Here is a 14,973-nt window from a genome sequence, read left to right as displayed (position 1 = left end):
ACTTTAAGATGCTACCTCATCACAATTTCTTCATTGTTGTCTAAGATATCGTTGTATTTCATATTATGACAGTTATAGTTGAACAACTTTTCTATGGATTTTAGACATTCGGGGTCATTCATATGTCAACTGCACCCAATAAGCAATCTGCGCTAAAAAAAATTACACGTGGACTCACTGTAGGTACAGTCATTACAGGAAGTACGTTTTTCCATGGTCCACCTGTTCTTGCACTAGGTCTGACTAAGCTTTTAAAAAAATCATCTAAAATAGATGAAACTAATATTCAAATTACAAACAGCTGGTTAGGGGTAAATAATTGGTTAATTGACCATGTTTTACCAAATCTAAAATGGGATATCACGATTGATGATGGACTTGACCTAAATATGCAAGGTCGTTACCTCATGACATGTAACCACCAAAGTTGGGTTGATACAACGGTGAATCAATATTTTGGTTTAACCCGTATGCCACTCACCCGTTTTTTTACCAAATGGGAACTCATCTTTATTCCTTTCGTTGGGCAAGCTTTTAAAATTCTAGGTTTCCCGATGATGAAACGTCACACTAAAGAACAGGTTGCAAAGAATCCTGAGCTCAAAGACCGTGACATGATGGAAGCACGTAAAGCCTGCGAGCAGCTTTTAAGTCAGCCCTTCACATTATTGAATTATTTAGAAGGTACTCGTTTTACTCAAGAAAAACATGACCAGCAAAAATCGCCATATAAGCATTTGCTTAAACCAAAAGCAGGTGGCTTGGCACTTGCCTTGAATATTTTGGGTGACAAAATTGATGCCTTAGTTGATATGACAATTGTCTATCCAAATGGTGTCCCTGGATATAGCGATTTCTGGCTCGGTGATGTTTCAAGAATTGCAGTAAATTTGCGTAAAATTGAAATTCCAGACTGGGTTCTTGGCGGCAACTATGAAGACGATGCGGTTTACCGTGAACGTTTCCAACAATGGGTGCATGAAATCTGGACCGAAAAAGATCAACTTATTGAGCAAATGAAATCTCAATATACCTCTACAAATATTTAAGAAAGCATCCGTTATTATGCAAAACAGCGCTGGGAAAAAAACGAAATATCATCATGTAGATCCAAACAGCCTTTCGTTTAAGCTGTTTTTGATCTATGACATCTTTATGGTGTTTATTATTATTTTTAACCTGTTCTGTCTTGCTACAAATTTCTTTTTAATGAGCAGTATTGGGGCATGGTTCTTTGAACACATTCATTTGCCCCAGATATTGAGCTTTTACCGTAATTCATTACACCCGTGGGTGATCACATCAGAAGCTTGGTTTATTGGTTTTTTAATTGTTGAGCTGCTTGTGCGCTGGAGCATTGCAATCATCAATAAACACCATAAACGTTGGTTCTTTTTCCCTTTTATTCACTGGTATGAAATTTTAGCCATTATTCCTCAGCTTCGTTTTCTACGTTTGTTCCGAGCTGGGATTATTGCTTATCGTTTACACGAAATGGGCTATCGAGTTATTCCAGAAAGCTGGCGAAAGACTGGATTATTTTACTATCGTGTTGTCATGGAAGAACTTTCCGATCGTGTTGTTATTACAGTGATTGATGGCATTAGATATGAACTTCAAACCAGTTCTAGCCATAAACAGATTATTCACGACTTAGTTAATCATCATCGTGAGCAATTTACTGCTACCCTAACAGCATTATTACAAGAGTCTTTAGCGACTGCTTTAAAAGAACAAAAACCGGCAATTACAAAAGGCGTTGGGAAAATTGTAGATCAGGCCATAGCAGACACACCTGAGCTAACCCAATTATTACGCTTAATTCCTTTAGTGGGTGGTCGTATTGAACAGCAAATTCAGAGTATTGGCCAAAGATTAGGTGAAAATATTAGTGCAGGTTTAATTGAACCTTTAATTGAGGGATCACCAAACAGTCCGAATTCTACTTATCAGTTAATTTCTCAAAAAGTGAGTGAAATAAATATTAATAATCGTCAGCTTGAGCAATTGGTTGAATCTGTCGTGTTCGAGACACTGGAATCTGTACGAAAACAGGTCAAGGTCAAACAATGGCAACAAACGCTTGCGGAGTATGATCGAATCAAAGAATAAGCATTTACTTAATTTTTTATTAAACACGCTAGAGAATTGGCACGATTTGTTCTAGCATTTGCTCTATTTACAATAAACTTAACGATATTACAGCTCGTTTTAACGCCTTGAAGGAAGACTTATGGCTGATATCCGGATTACCGGCAGAATGGTTAACTTTAGCAGGATAACCTTCGATACCAATGATCATGATGTGATCCGCCAGCAATTATCAAATATATTAAATGAAGGTTCCTATCAAGGAACTTTGGTAATTATTGATAGTACAGTTGAGCAAGAATTAATTGCATTAATTCAACTTCTGGTGAGCTTGGGTCTACAGCCTATGGCGGTAATCGACGGTATTTTAGGAGATGAAGCTCGCGCTATTCAATTCCCTGTTTTACCGGCAGATCAACCATTACAGCGTATTAAAGCCACAACAGAACAAGTCGCAATTGTAGAAAAACCTGCTACCGCTACTGCATCATCTTCAGCAGAAACAAAAAAACCACTAAACAAGATAGCGGTTGCTCATATTACCTCTTATCATGATGAAATTTTACGTACAGGCCAATCCCTCGTACAAGATAACGGCGATATTATTTTAAAAGCTGGCATGAATAGTGGTTCTGAAGTGATTGCATCAGGAAATATACATATTTATGGCACAGTTCGTGGTAGAGTCATTGCTGGTGCGGGCGGGCACGCAGCTGCACGTATTTTTTGCCAATCTTTAGAGGCTGAGCTCGTTTCCATTGCCGGAACGTATTGTGTCGCAGATGATATCCCTAAACATGTGGTAAAAAAACCAGTACATATTTATTTAAATGAAAAGCAAGAGCTTGAATTTGAAGCGATTGAACTTTAGTTTATTAAGCAAATCACCAAAAAACAGCCCTTTTAAGGGTGAATGACCATAATAGGAGTGGATTCGGTGGCCAAAATTGTTGTCGTAACATCAGGCAAAGGTGGTGTAGGTAAAACTACAACGAGCGCATCTTTTGCAACAGGTTTAGCCCTTCGTGGTCATAAAACTGTTGTGATTGATTTTGATGTAGGCTTACGTAACCTTGATTTAATTATGGGTTGTGAGCGTCGTGTTGTTTATGATTTTGTCAATGTAATTAACAACGAAGCACGTCTGCAGCAAGCCCTTATTCGCGATAAAGATATCGAAAACCTTTATATTTTACCAGCTTCACAAACACGTGATAAAGATGCGTTGAGCGACGATGGTGTTGCTCGTGTTATTGATGAGCTATCTCAAGAATTTGATTACATCATTTGTGACTCACCTGCTGGTATTGAACGTGGTGCAATTTTAGCCATGTATCATGCAGATGAAGCAATCATTGTAACAAACCCTGAAATCTCTTCAGTACGTGACTCTGACCGTATTATTGGTATGTTAGATAGCAAAACCAAAAAGGTTGAACAAAACGAAGGACGTATACGTAAACATTTATGTATTACACGCTTCAACCCTGAACGCGCAGACCGTCAGGAAATGCTGACCATTGATGATATTTCTAAAGATATCTTACGCGTACCGACATTAGGTGTTATTCCAGAATGTCCAAGTGTATTACAAGCATCAAACGAAGGTAAGCCAGTAATTCTGTATTCAGAAACTAAAGCTGGTCAGGGGTATGATGATTTGGTTGCTCGCTTTCTTGGTGAAGATCGTCCTTATAGACACATCACAGCTCAACCTAAAGGCTGGTTAGCACGACTATTTGGAGCGTAGATATGGCAGGATTCTGGAGTAAATTATTTAGCAGTGAAGAAAAACCATCAAGTGCTCAAACTGCCAAAGATCGTTTGAAAGTTATTGTTGCTTCTGAACAAGGTTTAGGCCGTCGTTTAAGCCAAGACAAGATTGATCAGATGAAGAAAGAAATCATGCAAGTGGTTAGTCGTTATGTCAGCGGTGTAGGCGAACAGCATATCCAAATGCAGGTTCGCTCTGAAGCTAATATCGAAATGTTAGAAATGAATATCAATTTACCTGAAGAACGATAATTCTATTTCTGACTATTCAATAAAACAGAATCAAGGCAAAATAACGCAAGTTATTTTGCCTTTTTTAAAACTGAGGAGATTGTCATGGCATTATCACAGCCAGCAACTTTCAATGAAGAATGGTCCGATGAGCGTGTTTTTGCCTACCTCAACCAACTTCCGCCAGCGGGTGTGAACGCAGATTTTCATGTGCTCTACCATGCATTCAAACATATGCGTCCAACAGACTATGAACGTCTTTTGACTCAATTTATTGCGGACGGACGCGATATTAATGCCAAAGACCCTGAAGGCCAACGCATCCATGATGTGATTGCTAAGTTTCCACGTCAATCAGCACCATTTTTAGAAGTTCTAGCAAAGTTTGCTTAAGCTTTTTTTATTTGAATAAGACTGCATAATCTATCTTAGTAAAATTTAGTAGATAGATTATGTGGTTCATTCAAATATCTAAATTATTTACTTTTATAAAAAATAATCTTAAAGTCATCAGCATTATTTCATTCTAAATATAAATTCATGAATCCAGAACCTATTAATTTAAATCAAACACAATCTATCCAATCAAACCATATAGAAAATTTAAAAGTTATTAGCCTTAATAAGTTTATCTTTCTATCCTTCATTTCTTTTGGTCTATACCAAATTTGGTGGATGTTTAAAGCATGGCGATTTTTTCTAATCAAAGATAAGTTAAATATTATGCCCGCTGCTCGTGCAATTTTTTCTATATTATTTTTATATTCACTATTTAATCGAATAAAAACCTATTCAAAAGAACAAGAATATCCTCATGACTTCTCTTCAGGTTGGATGTATCTAGGATATCTCATTACATCTTTACTGGTTCGCCTACCTGATCCTTACTGGCTTATCTCTCTCTGCAGCATTATATTTTTAATCCCAGCCTTTAAAGCGTTGAACTATACACAAAAACAAATAGAAACAACGATTGAGCAAGAAAAATTCAATACACCTCAAATCATTTTAATTATTATAGGTTCTATCATGTGGCTGCTGATTCTTATCAGTTTTATTATATGAATCCTACCTAAGTGATCTAAAATTTAACTTATTAATATTTTAAAAATATTAAAATTTAGTAATTTAAAAAGCCTCTTCAAGAGGCTTTTTTCTTATCTCAATTTATCGATTTCCAATGAGGAAAATACCAAATACGGTAAAAATACCACCTGAAATACCATCAATCCATTTTGAAAAATTACGATAAGCTGATCTAAAACTTGGTAATGAAAAAATAAAAGTCACAAAGCAGAACCATAAAATTGTTTCGACTGTGACAATAATAAAGAGCAGCCAATGAACTTGATCAAGTTGAGGATTGGCTAAAAATAAAGAGAAAACACTACCAAAATAAATAACAGCTTTAGGATTTGATAGATTGGTTATCAGGCCTTTAATAAAAAATAAGTAAGGTGCTTTTGGTAGCTCTACAGCAACATTATCTTCTTGCTGATTTTTTGAAAATGCTGAACGCAACATCTGATAGCCTAACCAACATAAATATAAGCCACCAGCGATGAGTAAACCTTGCTTTAACCAAGCCATTTTTTCAAAAATAAGATTTAATCCCATCAGTGCCAAACAAGCCCAAAACATAACCCCTGCTGTTATCCCTGCAACCACTAACATAGCATCTTTACGTGATCGACTAATCGCTGTTTGAGATACAAGAAAAAAATCAGGTCCTGGAGTAATAAGTGCACAAAAATGGATAAAAGCTAACGTAATTAACGCAACTAACATGTTTTCCTCCAGATTGAATTCGTTGTTATTTAGGAAAAATACATTAGCATTTTTTACTATACGTTAAAATCTCTAAGTCATTTTATAAATAGATTCAGTTTATTTAAATTATAAAAAAAGCCTCCAGAGAGGCTTTTTTTATAAAGATAAGTTCTTAAACTAAAATATCTCGCTTACCATTAGGCCCCATTGCGCTCACAATGCCGTTCTCTTCCATTTGGTCAATGATACGGGCAGCACGGTTATAACCAAGGCTAAATTTACGCTGTAGTGACGATGTAGAAGCTTTGCGAGTTTCTAAAACAAATGACACACATTGATCATAAAGTGCATCACGGTCAGCCCCCCCCTCACCCTCTTCAAAACCACGTGAAGTCGGTTCTTCGTCAAATGGAGTCAAGATTTCGTCGACATAATCTGGCTCACCACGTTCACGCCACGCATCACAAATGCGGTTGACTTCATCATCGCTAATGAATGCACCATGCACACGCTCTGGTTCGATTTTACCAGGCCCTAAGAACAGCATATCACCATGACCTAACAAGTCTTCGGCACCACCTGCATCCAAAATAGTACGCGAGTCAATTTTACTGTTTACACGCAATGCGACACGCGTTGGAATATTGGCTTTAATCAAACCGGTAATGACATCAACAGATGGACGTTGAGTTGCAAGCAATAGGTGAATACCAGCAGCACGAGATTTTTGCGCTAAACGCGTAATCATTTCTTCTGCTTTTTTACCCACCTGCATAATCATGTCGGCAAACTCATCCGCAACAATCACAATAGATGGTAATGGTGTTAAACGAGGTGCGCGTTCTTGTGTCGCCGAATCACTTGGTTTCCAAGTTGGGTCAATTAGATCTTCCCCATTCGCAATTGCTTCTTCAACTTTACGGTTGTAGTCACTTAATTTACGAATCTTTAAGAATGACATCAGCTTATAACGACGCTCCATTTCATTCACACACCAGTTCAACGCACTTACTGCATCTTTCATGTCAGTAACAACAGGAGTTAATAAATGTGGAATATCATTATAGTTTGCAAGTTCAAGCTGTTTTGGATCGATTAAAATCAAACGCAACTGGTCAGGTGTATATTTAAGCAACATCGATAAAATCATCGAGTTTACCGCAACCGATTTACCAGAACCCGTTGTACCCGCAACTAGCATGTGTGGGGCTTTCGCTAAATCAGTTAATACTGGATTACCTGAAATGTCTTTACCCATCGCCATACTGATTAATGCGCTTGGATCGCGATATGTTGGTGTTTCCAAAAGTTCAATCAAACGCACCATTTCACGGGCACTGTTTGGTACTTCAATACCAATATATGGTTTACCGGGAATTACTTCCACTACACGAACAGAGGCCATCGACATTGAACGGGCTAAGTCACGTGAAATATTGGTTACCTTAGATGCTTTAACACCTGGTGCTAAATCTAATTCAAAACGGGTAACTACTGGCCCTGGTTGAGCTTCAACCACCTGAGCCTTAACATTAAATTCTTGTAACTTAATTTCAAGTAATTCAGATAAACGTGAAAGCTGCTCTTCAGTGAAGTTAACTTTCTTATTTGGATCAACCTTATCAAGTAGATCAAGACCTGGCAAAGTTGGTAAATCCAAACGTTTCTTGGCAACCTGCATTGCACGAGACATTGGTCGACCAGCTGCATCTGTTAATGGCGCATCTAAATCGAAATCATCTTCATCAATATCAAGATTTTCTTGAGGTTTCCCAGCAGTTTCCTGCCATGCCTCAATAAACTCTTCTTTTGAAAGTTTATCGGCTTGAATAGTCGTTTGAATAGGAGCTTTTACAAATGCTGAAGATTGCGCATAACTACTTGCTCTGACAGGTTCAGCGGGCGCAATATCTTCATCTATTAATAAATCATCAAAGTCTTCAAAAACTTGTTCATTTGCTAAATTTTTAGGTGACTGATTTACATTTGATAAAGGTGAAGATGTTTCATTCGCAATATTCACAGATTGCGAAGTTAGTTCTGCTTCTACATGTTGATCTTGAACAAATGGTGTATGCACATCTGTTGCAGTTTTACTGTTTGGAACCGCAGCAAGCAACTCATCAAAAATTTCATCATCATTCCAGTCAAGACCATGTAGGTCTTGTTTAGCTGTAGGTTGAGTTTGATGAACTTGTGAAAGAGTTTGCTGGAATTGATCATGAGCAGGAGCTTGTTCTGTTGAATCATCAGCTGCTCTTAAAAGTGCATCAATTTCTTGCTTATGACTCGCATCATCACGTTGTAAAGCACGCCATACTTCACCCGTGGCCACTAAACGTTGGCTATCTTTTTCAAGCTTATGGGCTTGCTCAAGCGTATGTTCAAAGTTTTGAGCATTTGCAACTGGCTCAACTGCTACAGGTTCAGGTCGGCTCTGCTCTTTCGCTAATACATCTGCAAATAACCTTTCAGCAACCGCATCATGTCGTGTTGCTGTAGGTTGTGATTGAGTAGTTTCAGATTGAACTGGCACTTCTTTTTCATCTGAAGCATTGGCCTCAGTGTTTTGTGCAACTTTAACTGCCGCTGCTTTGTTAGCAGGCTGAGTTGTTAAGTCATAATCCGATTCGTTTGGTGATACGTTTTTATAAAATAAATCTTGTAAATAGCTTGGTGTCGCTTTGAGCGTAACCCATGTTTTGCTCCATTGCACCCCAAATGCAAGAGTAAACAAAACCACTCCGAAAACGAGTAAGAATAAAGTCGCGCCGTAAATTGTTAGCAATTGAGATAGGCTTTGACCTAACTCGTAACCAATAATTCCCCCAGCCGCATTATCTAAAGTATCTGCCGGCACATTCCAATGTAAATAAAGCAGGCTAGACACAACCAAAATTAAAAAGAATTGTGCAGCATAACGAAATGGGCGGTTTAAAAAACTACGTGGCCACCACACCTGTATTGCTTCAATAAAAAGGAAAATTGGAATAAGCAAACTTGCCCATCCTAAAAAACCAAACAGCAAATCTGCAATCCATGCGCCAGCAATACCACTTGCATTGGATACTTGCTGAGTATCACTGGAAATATGCATCCAGCCCGGATCAAATGGTGTATATGTTACTGTTGCCAGAAACATATAAATCCCAAAAGAAACCAAGAATAATGTCATCAATAAGCGCTGTGCATAAACACTCGACACCGCAGTCATATACTGTCCTGTAACCCATTTAATTATTGGTTTAGAGATGTGAAGAACTACATTCTAGATCTTCAACGAATGAACTTTATATTATGCACCTGTTCTTACAAAAAAGGTGCATGATTCTTTACAGTTGTTGTTAACATGAGGCACTTCTATATTGTTATATAACTTAATTCGATTGACCTGATCAATATTATCCACATTGATTTAACGCTATTGATCGGCAAATTCACGTATAATTTTCAAAATTCTCGAAATAAAGAAGGATACCCTCAATGAGTGCTCGTCATTCTCGGTTAATTATTCTCGGTTCTGGCCCTGCGGGCTATAGTGCAGCTGTCTATGCAGCACGTGCAAACCTTAAACCTACTTTGATTGCAGGTTTACAACTAGGTGGGCAACTTACAACAACAACCGAAGTTGACAACTGGCCGGGCGATCCTGAAGGTTTAACAGGTCCTGCATTAATGGATCGTATGCAAGCACATGCTGAACGCTTTGGTACAGAACTCGTCTATGACCATATTAACGAAGTGGACTTAAACGTACGTCCTTTTGTTCTAAAAGGTGATATGGAAGAGTACACATGTGATGCTTTGATTATTGCAACTGGTGCTACAGCTCAATATCTTGGCCTAGAGTCTGAACAAAACTTTATGGGTCAAGGCGTAAGCGCATGTGCAACATGTGATGGTTTCTTCTACAAAAACCAAAAAGTAATGGTTGTAGGTGGTGGTAACACTGCTGTTGAAGAAGCGCTTTATTTATCAAATATTGCTTCACATGTAACGCTAGTACACCGCCGTGATAGCTTACGTTCTGAAAAGATTTTGCAAGATCATTTATTTGCCAAAGAAAAAGAAGGCAAAATCAGCATTATCTGGAATCACGAAGTTGAAGAAGTATTGGGTGACAATACTGGTGTAACAAGTGTTCGCCTTAAATCAACTCAAGATGACTCTAAGCAAGACGTAGAGGTTCATGGTCTATTCGTTGCAATTGGCCACAAACCAAATACTGGAATGTTTGATGGTCAATTAAACTTACGTGATGGCTATATCCAAGTACAAAGCGGTACTTCTGGTAATGCAACAGCAACTTCTGTAGCTGGTGTTTTTGCTGCTGGTGACGTCGCTGACAGCATTTATCGTCAAGCGATTACTTCTGCTGGGTCAGGCTGTATGGCTGCTCTAGATGCTGAAAAATATCTAGATAATCTTTAATTAATAGATTTCTAGAGTTTAAAAAACAGCCGTTCTTATAACGGCTGTTTTTTTAGAATAATGACTAGCTGACATATATTAATTTTTATAGCATAACCTTAAAGCTGATCTTATTTTATTTTTATGAATACACTTCCACTTTCTCAATTCATTTTTCCTGACCCGATTGAAGCCGATCCGGATGGTCATGGTTTAATTTGTATTGGAGCTGATCTCTCCCCTTCTACTCTATATGAAGCATACACCCACGGATTATTTCCGTGGTTCAATGAAGATGAACCCATTTGTTGGTGGAGCCCTGAGCCTCGGTGTGTGATTTATCCTCAAAATTACAAGCCAAGCAAGTCACTCCTTAGAAACATGAAAAAACATGATTATACAATTACGGTTAATCATGCCTTCGAAGAAGTTATTCGCTCATGTTCTTTACCAAGAAGTTATGCAGATGAAACTTGGATTAGCGAAGATATTATTCAGGGCTATTGTGAGATGTTTAATGCTGGCTATGGATATAGTGTGGAAGTCTGGGATCAAAACGAACTTGTCGGAGGGCTATACGGCATTACGATTGGCAAAGGATGCTTCGGTGAGTCAATGTTTAGTAATGAAACTGATGTTTCAAAAATGGCTTTTTATACATTAATGCTGATTGGACAAGAAAATCAGCTCCCTTGGGTAGACTGCCAGCTTGTAAATAGTCACTTAATTAGCTTGGGAGCCTGTACACTTTCTCGTCAAGACTACTTAAAATCGTTACAAGATGTAATTATTCACCCCTCTATCAATTGGAAAAAGTATCAAGAACGTGTATTTTCAAGTAAAACAATAGCGTTAGATGCAAAATTAATGGAATGATAACAGGAGGGACCAATCATGAAATCATATCACCCGAAGTCCCTTTTAAATGATCTGCAGTATTATATTACTCCACCTCATGATTGCAGCTACCTAGAAAATAAATCGGCGCGCATGGTGTTTTTAGACCCTATTCATCGGATTGATGTGGTCACTCTTTCAGAACTTTCTCGTTTAGGATTTCGCCGTAGCGGTGACTTCGTTTATCGTCCTGAATGCCATTTATGCAGACAATGTTTATCTTGCCGTGTTCCAGTTGCCGATTTCCAAATGAACAGCATGCAGAAAAAAGCGTGGAAAAGAAATCAAGATCTGACCATGACTGTTTTGCCAACTCAGCAAGCTGCTCAAATTCATTATGATTTATATGAGCGCTATATTAATGAACGCCATGCTGATGGCGATATGTTTCCACCTAGCTTAGATCAGTTTGAAAAATTTTTAGTACATAGTTGTACAGATAGTTTCTTTTTAGAGCTTTGGAAAGATAACCGTTTAATCAGTGTGTCTACATGCGATCTAATGGATGATGGACTGTCGGCTGTTTATACTTTCTTTGATCCAGATGAACATCGTAGATCACTTGGTGTGTACTCTATTTTGAACCAAATCGAATACGTGAAATCACTTGGTTTAGAATATCTTTATTTAGGTTACTGGGTGCCACATTCAGCTAAAATGAATTATAAGTCGCAATATACCCCTTTAGAACTTTTACTAGATGGGCAATGGCGCCGCTTAAACAGATCCTTATCACCCGACGAAATTCAACAGTTAGGTACGTCGCTTATGACAACATTACCTTCTGAATGGAATAATTTAATTATTAAATAATTTTGATCTGACTTTCTTATGAAAAGCACTCAGATCAAAATTTAGAATAAAGAAGCAAAATCATCTGTACAGGTTTTTACCATAATGACTGCATGTTCCCGCCCCCCTTCTGGGGTAGGATAATAATTGCGACGCAGGTCAATTTGGTGAAAACCTGTTTTTTCATATAAACCGATAGCAGCTTTATTACTTTCACGAACTTCTAGAAATATTTGTACTGGTTGATTTTTTAATTGATCAATTGATGCATTTAATAATTCATATCCTAAGCCCTGACCTTGCATTTTAGGATCAACGGCCATGAGCAATAAATTTGCTTCATCTAATACTGGTTGTAAAATACAAAACCCAACGACTCTATTTTGCGACTCAATGACAGTGCATTGATAAGAATTCAAAGATTCTACAAATTGCTGTCTTGACCATGGATGTGTTTGTACTGATTTTTCGATTTGTACAACAATATCAACATCAGTGTTTTGCATAATACGAATCATGGGGTTCAGCACAATCAAAGTTCTAAAGTAATGCGTATTATAAAAACTTCACAAGAAAAAACGAGTAAAAAAAAGGACAATTAAATTGCCCTTTTTTCATCATCTTTTTTAGAGACCTAGTTTTTCACGCCAAGTTGCTAACAGCGCTGTAGTGTCAGAATCATTTGGATGAAATTTTGGTCTTAAGAAATCAAGTAACTCTGGAATTTGACGTGTCATAAAACCTTTACGACCATACATAAACTTAAGCATGTACTTCGTATCTTTCCAAGTTAATTTATCATCAGTCTTGAGTAACTTGGCAGTAAAATAAGATTGAGTTGCAAAGATTAATGCCATTGCAATAATCAAAGCTGCTGAGCGCATAAAATAAGCTTTCGGACCTTGCCCATACATGCTTGTGTACACATCAAATGCCACAGCTTTATGTTCATTTTCTTCAACTGCATGCCACATCCATAAATGATACATCGTGTCATCTTGGAACATCGCCTGAATTTCAGGGTTTTGTAAAAGTTCAGCTGCAATGGTAGACGTAAAATGTTCTAGCGCACATGTTCCCGTCAAATCAATCATTTCTTTAGTATAGCCAAAAGGTTTCATTAATTTGGTTACAACAGCCGTACCCATTTTAATGACTTTTCCTGTTTGCTTTTCCATATGGCGGACATCATAGCCATAAGCCTGCGCTGAAGCATTAAATGCTAAATGCTCTTTCGAATGCATCGCTTCTTGACCAATAAAAGCACTGATTTCTTTTTGAAGATCTGGATCAGCAAGCTTTAGATCATTTCGAACAGCACGAGTACTATTTACAAAGAACTGCTCACCTTCTGGGAAAAGGGCCGATAATGCTGTCATAAAATGTGTTAATGCCGCATCATAATTCGCCCAATAGCGTGGGACCTGAGTAAATTCAAAGTCCATACGACGCACAGGGAAACTAGCACCAGCACGATTAGAAATATTTACCTTAGCATTCATCTCAGACTCCTTTTAAGTGAATAGCTAATTCACATATAACTTTATTTATTTTCTTAATATTTATAATCATACGTCTTTCGATGTACCAATTAAGTGCAGATGAGGACAGAGAATTATCAGATGAGGTCATTAATAACCCCATAAAAGGGCATAGACTTACTTATAGTTATGGTTAGCAAATAATACTTAAAAAGAAAAAAGGGCTACTCATGAGCCCTTTCAGATCAACATAGATTTAAATTACAAACCTAATTTTGCTTTCCATGTTTTCAATAGACCAACTGTATCCAAATCATTTGGATGAAAACCAGGCTTAAAGTAAGCTAACATTTCTTTAGCCATACCAGTAATAATGCCTTTAGATGGGCTATATCCATATTTATAAATTACTGATAGTTCATTTAAATTCAACTTATTGTCTTGTTTTAATAAACGAAGTACAAAAGATGATTGAATCAAAAAAATTAAAGTCATCGCAAATACTAGTGAACTCGTACGTAAAGCATAAGCTTTTACACCTTTACCAAATACACCCTCGTACACGTCAAAAGCTACGGCTTTATGCTCATTTTCTTCAATAGCATGCCAATACCACATGGTTGACATTGTTTCGTCTGTCATCAACTCTTGAATGTGCTTATTAACTAATAACTGTGAAGCTATAGTAGCGGTAAAATGTTCAAGTGCTGTTGTAGCTGTCAGGTCAACCATTTCTTTAGTCATACCGAAAGGTTTAACAATTTTTACAAAAGCTTTAATTGCTGTTTGAATCGCCGTGTCAGTAAACTTCTCTAATGTTTCTACATCGTGGCCAAACTTTTGAGCAGAAGCATTAAAATTTACATGCTCTTGAGTATGCATTGCTTCTTGCCCAATAAAGGCACTAATCTCTTTTTGTAATGCTTCATCATCTTTAATAGATGGGTGATAACGTACAGCACGTACACTATCTATGAAGAATTTTTCACCTGCCGGGAACAAGGCCGACAATGCTGTCATAAAGTGTGTGAGTCCAGCAGAACCATTCATCCAATATTCTGGTACATCATTAAAGTCAAAGTTCATACGACGTACAGGAAAGCTCGCCCCTGCGCGATTCGTAATATTCACTTTAGCATTCATACCCAAAGCTCCTTATTAAGTAATCCAAATTACTCAAACTTTATTGTTCGTTTTCTTGATTCTTATCATACAAATTTCATAAAAAGGATTAAGGGTAAATAAGGACATTGAAATATCAGTTAAGGCCAGCTTTAATAGTGATTGTTAGACAATTAAATATAAAAAAAGCGCTCTAAAAAGAGCGCTTTTTTTTTCACTGAAAGTGATTATGCAGTTACTTTCGCAACAACACCAGCACCTACAGTACGACCACCTTCACGGATCGCAAAACGTAGACCTGGGTCCATTGCGATTGGGTGGATTAATTCTACTGACATTTCAACGTTGTCGCCTGGCATAACCATTTCAACGCCGTCTTGTAATTGGATTGCGCCAGTTACGTCAG

General features: G+C 37.6%; 15 protein-coding genes and 1 pseudogene. 10 read left to right on the top strand and 6 right to left on the bottom strand.

Annotation, left to right across the window (positions count from 1 at the left end):
• The first annotated feature begins 122 nt into the window (after positions 1-122).
• The 7 genes from QLG01_RS00080 (at position 123) to QLG01_RS00050 (ending at position 5,160) form a co-directional block, all read left to right on the top strand.
• Positions 123-1,049 carry an acyltransferase gene (locus QLG01_RS00080; protein WP_004794139.1) on the top strand — a complete coding sequence of 309 codons (927 nt, stop codon included), beginning with the start codon at positions 123-125 and terminating at the stop codon, positions 1,047-1,049.
• A gap of 16 nt (positions 1,050-1,065) precedes the next feature.
• Positions 1,066-2,112, top strand: coding sequence for a preprotein translocase subunit SecA (locus QLG01_RS00075; protein WP_192455571.1), 1,047 nt, complete (start codon positions 1,066-1,068; stop codon positions 2,110-2,112).
• 121 nt (positions 2,113-2,233) lie between these two features.
• A complete protein-coding gene (minC, locus tag QLG01_RS00070; RefSeq protein ID WP_192455572.1) occupies positions 2,234-2,962 on the top strand; it encodes a septum site-determining protein MinC in 729 nt (242 codons plus the stop codon).
• Between the two features lie 66 nt (positions 2,963-3,028).
• Positions 3,029-3,841: a septum site-determining protein MinD gene (minD, locus tag QLG01_RS00065; protein WP_004794144.1), complete on the top strand. Its 813-nt coding sequence runs from the start codon at positions 3,029-3,031 to the stop codon at positions 3,839-3,841.
• A 2-nt stretch (positions 3,842-3,843) separates the two neighbouring features.
• Complete coding sequence (minE, locus tag QLG01_RS00060) at positions 3,844-4,116, top strand: cell division topological specificity factor MinE (RefSeq protein WP_000896934.1); 273 nt, start codon at positions 3,844-3,846, stop codon at positions 4,114-4,116.
• Positions 4,117-4,200: 84 nt separating this feature from the next.
• Complete coding sequence (locus QLG01_RS00055) at positions 4,201-4,488, top strand: PA4642 family protein (protein WP_003653274.1); 288 nt, start codon at positions 4,201-4,203, stop codon at positions 4,486-4,488.
• Between the two features lie 147 nt (positions 4,489-4,635).
• Complete coding sequence (locus QLG01_RS00050) at positions 4,636-5,160, top strand: hypothetical protein (protein WP_192455573.1); 525 nt, start codon at positions 4,636-4,638, stop codon at positions 5,158-5,160.
• A gap of 102 nt (positions 5,161-5,262) precedes the next feature.
• On the opposite strand, the gene rhtC is transcribed toward QLG01_RS00050, so the two are convergent.
• Positions 5,263-5,883 carry a threonine export protein RhtC gene (rhtC, locus tag QLG01_RS00045; protein WP_174740725.1) on the bottom strand — a complete coding sequence of 207 codons (621 nt, stop codon included), beginning with the start codon at positions 5,881-5,883 and terminating at the stop codon, positions 5,263-5,265.
• A gap of 154 nt (positions 5,884-6,037) precedes the next feature.
• On the bottom strand, positions 6,038-9,079 hold the full coding sequence (locus QLG01_RS00040) for a DNA translocase FtsK (protein ID WP_192455574.1): 3,042 nt from the start codon (positions 9,077-9,079) through the stop codon (positions 6,038-6,040).
• Positions 9,080-9,348: 269 nt separating this feature from the next.
• Here QLG01_RS00040 and trxB point away from each other — a divergent pair, with 269 nt between their 5' ends.
• The 3 genes from trxB (at position 9,349) to QLG01_RS00025 (ending at position 11,985) form a co-directional block, all read left to right on the top strand.
• Complete coding sequence (gene trxB / locus QLG01_RS00035) at positions 9,349-10,296, top strand: thioredoxin-disulfide reductase (RefSeq protein ID WP_004794149.1); 948 nt, start codon at positions 9,349-9,351, stop codon at positions 10,294-10,296.
• 123 nt (positions 10,297-10,419) lie between these two features.
• The gene (aat, locus tag QLG01_RS00030) at positions 10,420-11,151 is read left to right on the top strand and encodes a leucyl/phenylalanyl-tRNA--protein transferase (protein ID WP_013198772.1); all 732 of its coding nucleotides are present in this window, start codon (positions 10,420-10,422) and stop codon (positions 11,149-11,151) included.
• Between the two features lie 18 nt (positions 11,152-11,169).
• On the top strand, positions 11,170-11,985 hold the full coding sequence (locus QLG01_RS00025) for an arginyltransferase (RefSeq protein WP_005303129.1): 816 nt from the start codon (positions 11,170-11,172) through the stop codon (positions 11,983-11,985).
• A gap of 41 nt (positions 11,986-12,026) precedes the next feature.
• On the opposite strand, the gene rimI is transcribed toward QLG01_RS00025, so the two are convergent.
• From rimI to QLG01_RS00005, 4 genes and pseudogenes are all read right to left on the bottom strand, one after another.
• Positions 12,027-12,482, bottom strand: a complete 456-nt coding sequence (rimI, locus tag QLG01_RS00020; RefSeq protein ID WP_013198774.1) for a ribosomal protein S18-alanine N-acetyltransferase — start codon at positions 12,480-12,482, stop codon at positions 12,027-12,029.
• 108 nt (positions 12,483-12,590) lie between these two features.
• Positions 12,591-13,466 carry a metal-dependent hydrolase gene (locus QLG01_RS00015; RefSeq protein ID WP_282495531.1) on the bottom strand — a complete coding sequence of 292 codons (876 nt, stop codon included), beginning with the start codon at positions 13,464-13,466 and terminating at the stop codon, positions 12,591-12,593.
• Between the two features lie 240 nt (positions 13,467-13,706).
• Positions 13,707-14,588 carry a metal-dependent hydrolase gene (locus QLG01_RS00010; RefSeq protein WP_192455576.1) on the bottom strand — a complete coding sequence of 294 codons (882 nt, stop codon included), beginning with the start codon at positions 14,586-14,588 and terminating at the stop codon, positions 13,707-13,709.
• A 206-nt stretch (positions 14,589-14,794) separates the two neighbouring features.
• A pseudogene (locus tag QLG01_RS00005) lies at positions 14,795-14,973 on the bottom strand (elongation factor Tu); the annotation flags it as partial.

The sequence above is a fragment of the Acinetobacter sp. V89_4 genome, from assembly GCF_029967875.1.
Taxonomy (GTDB): Bacteria; Pseudomonadota; Gammaproteobacteria; order Pseudomonadales; family Moraxellaceae; genus Acinetobacter; species Acinetobacter oleivorans.
The sequence above is the reverse complement of the archived record's forward strand: the minus strand, read 5'-3'. Positions and strand labels throughout refer to the sequence as shown.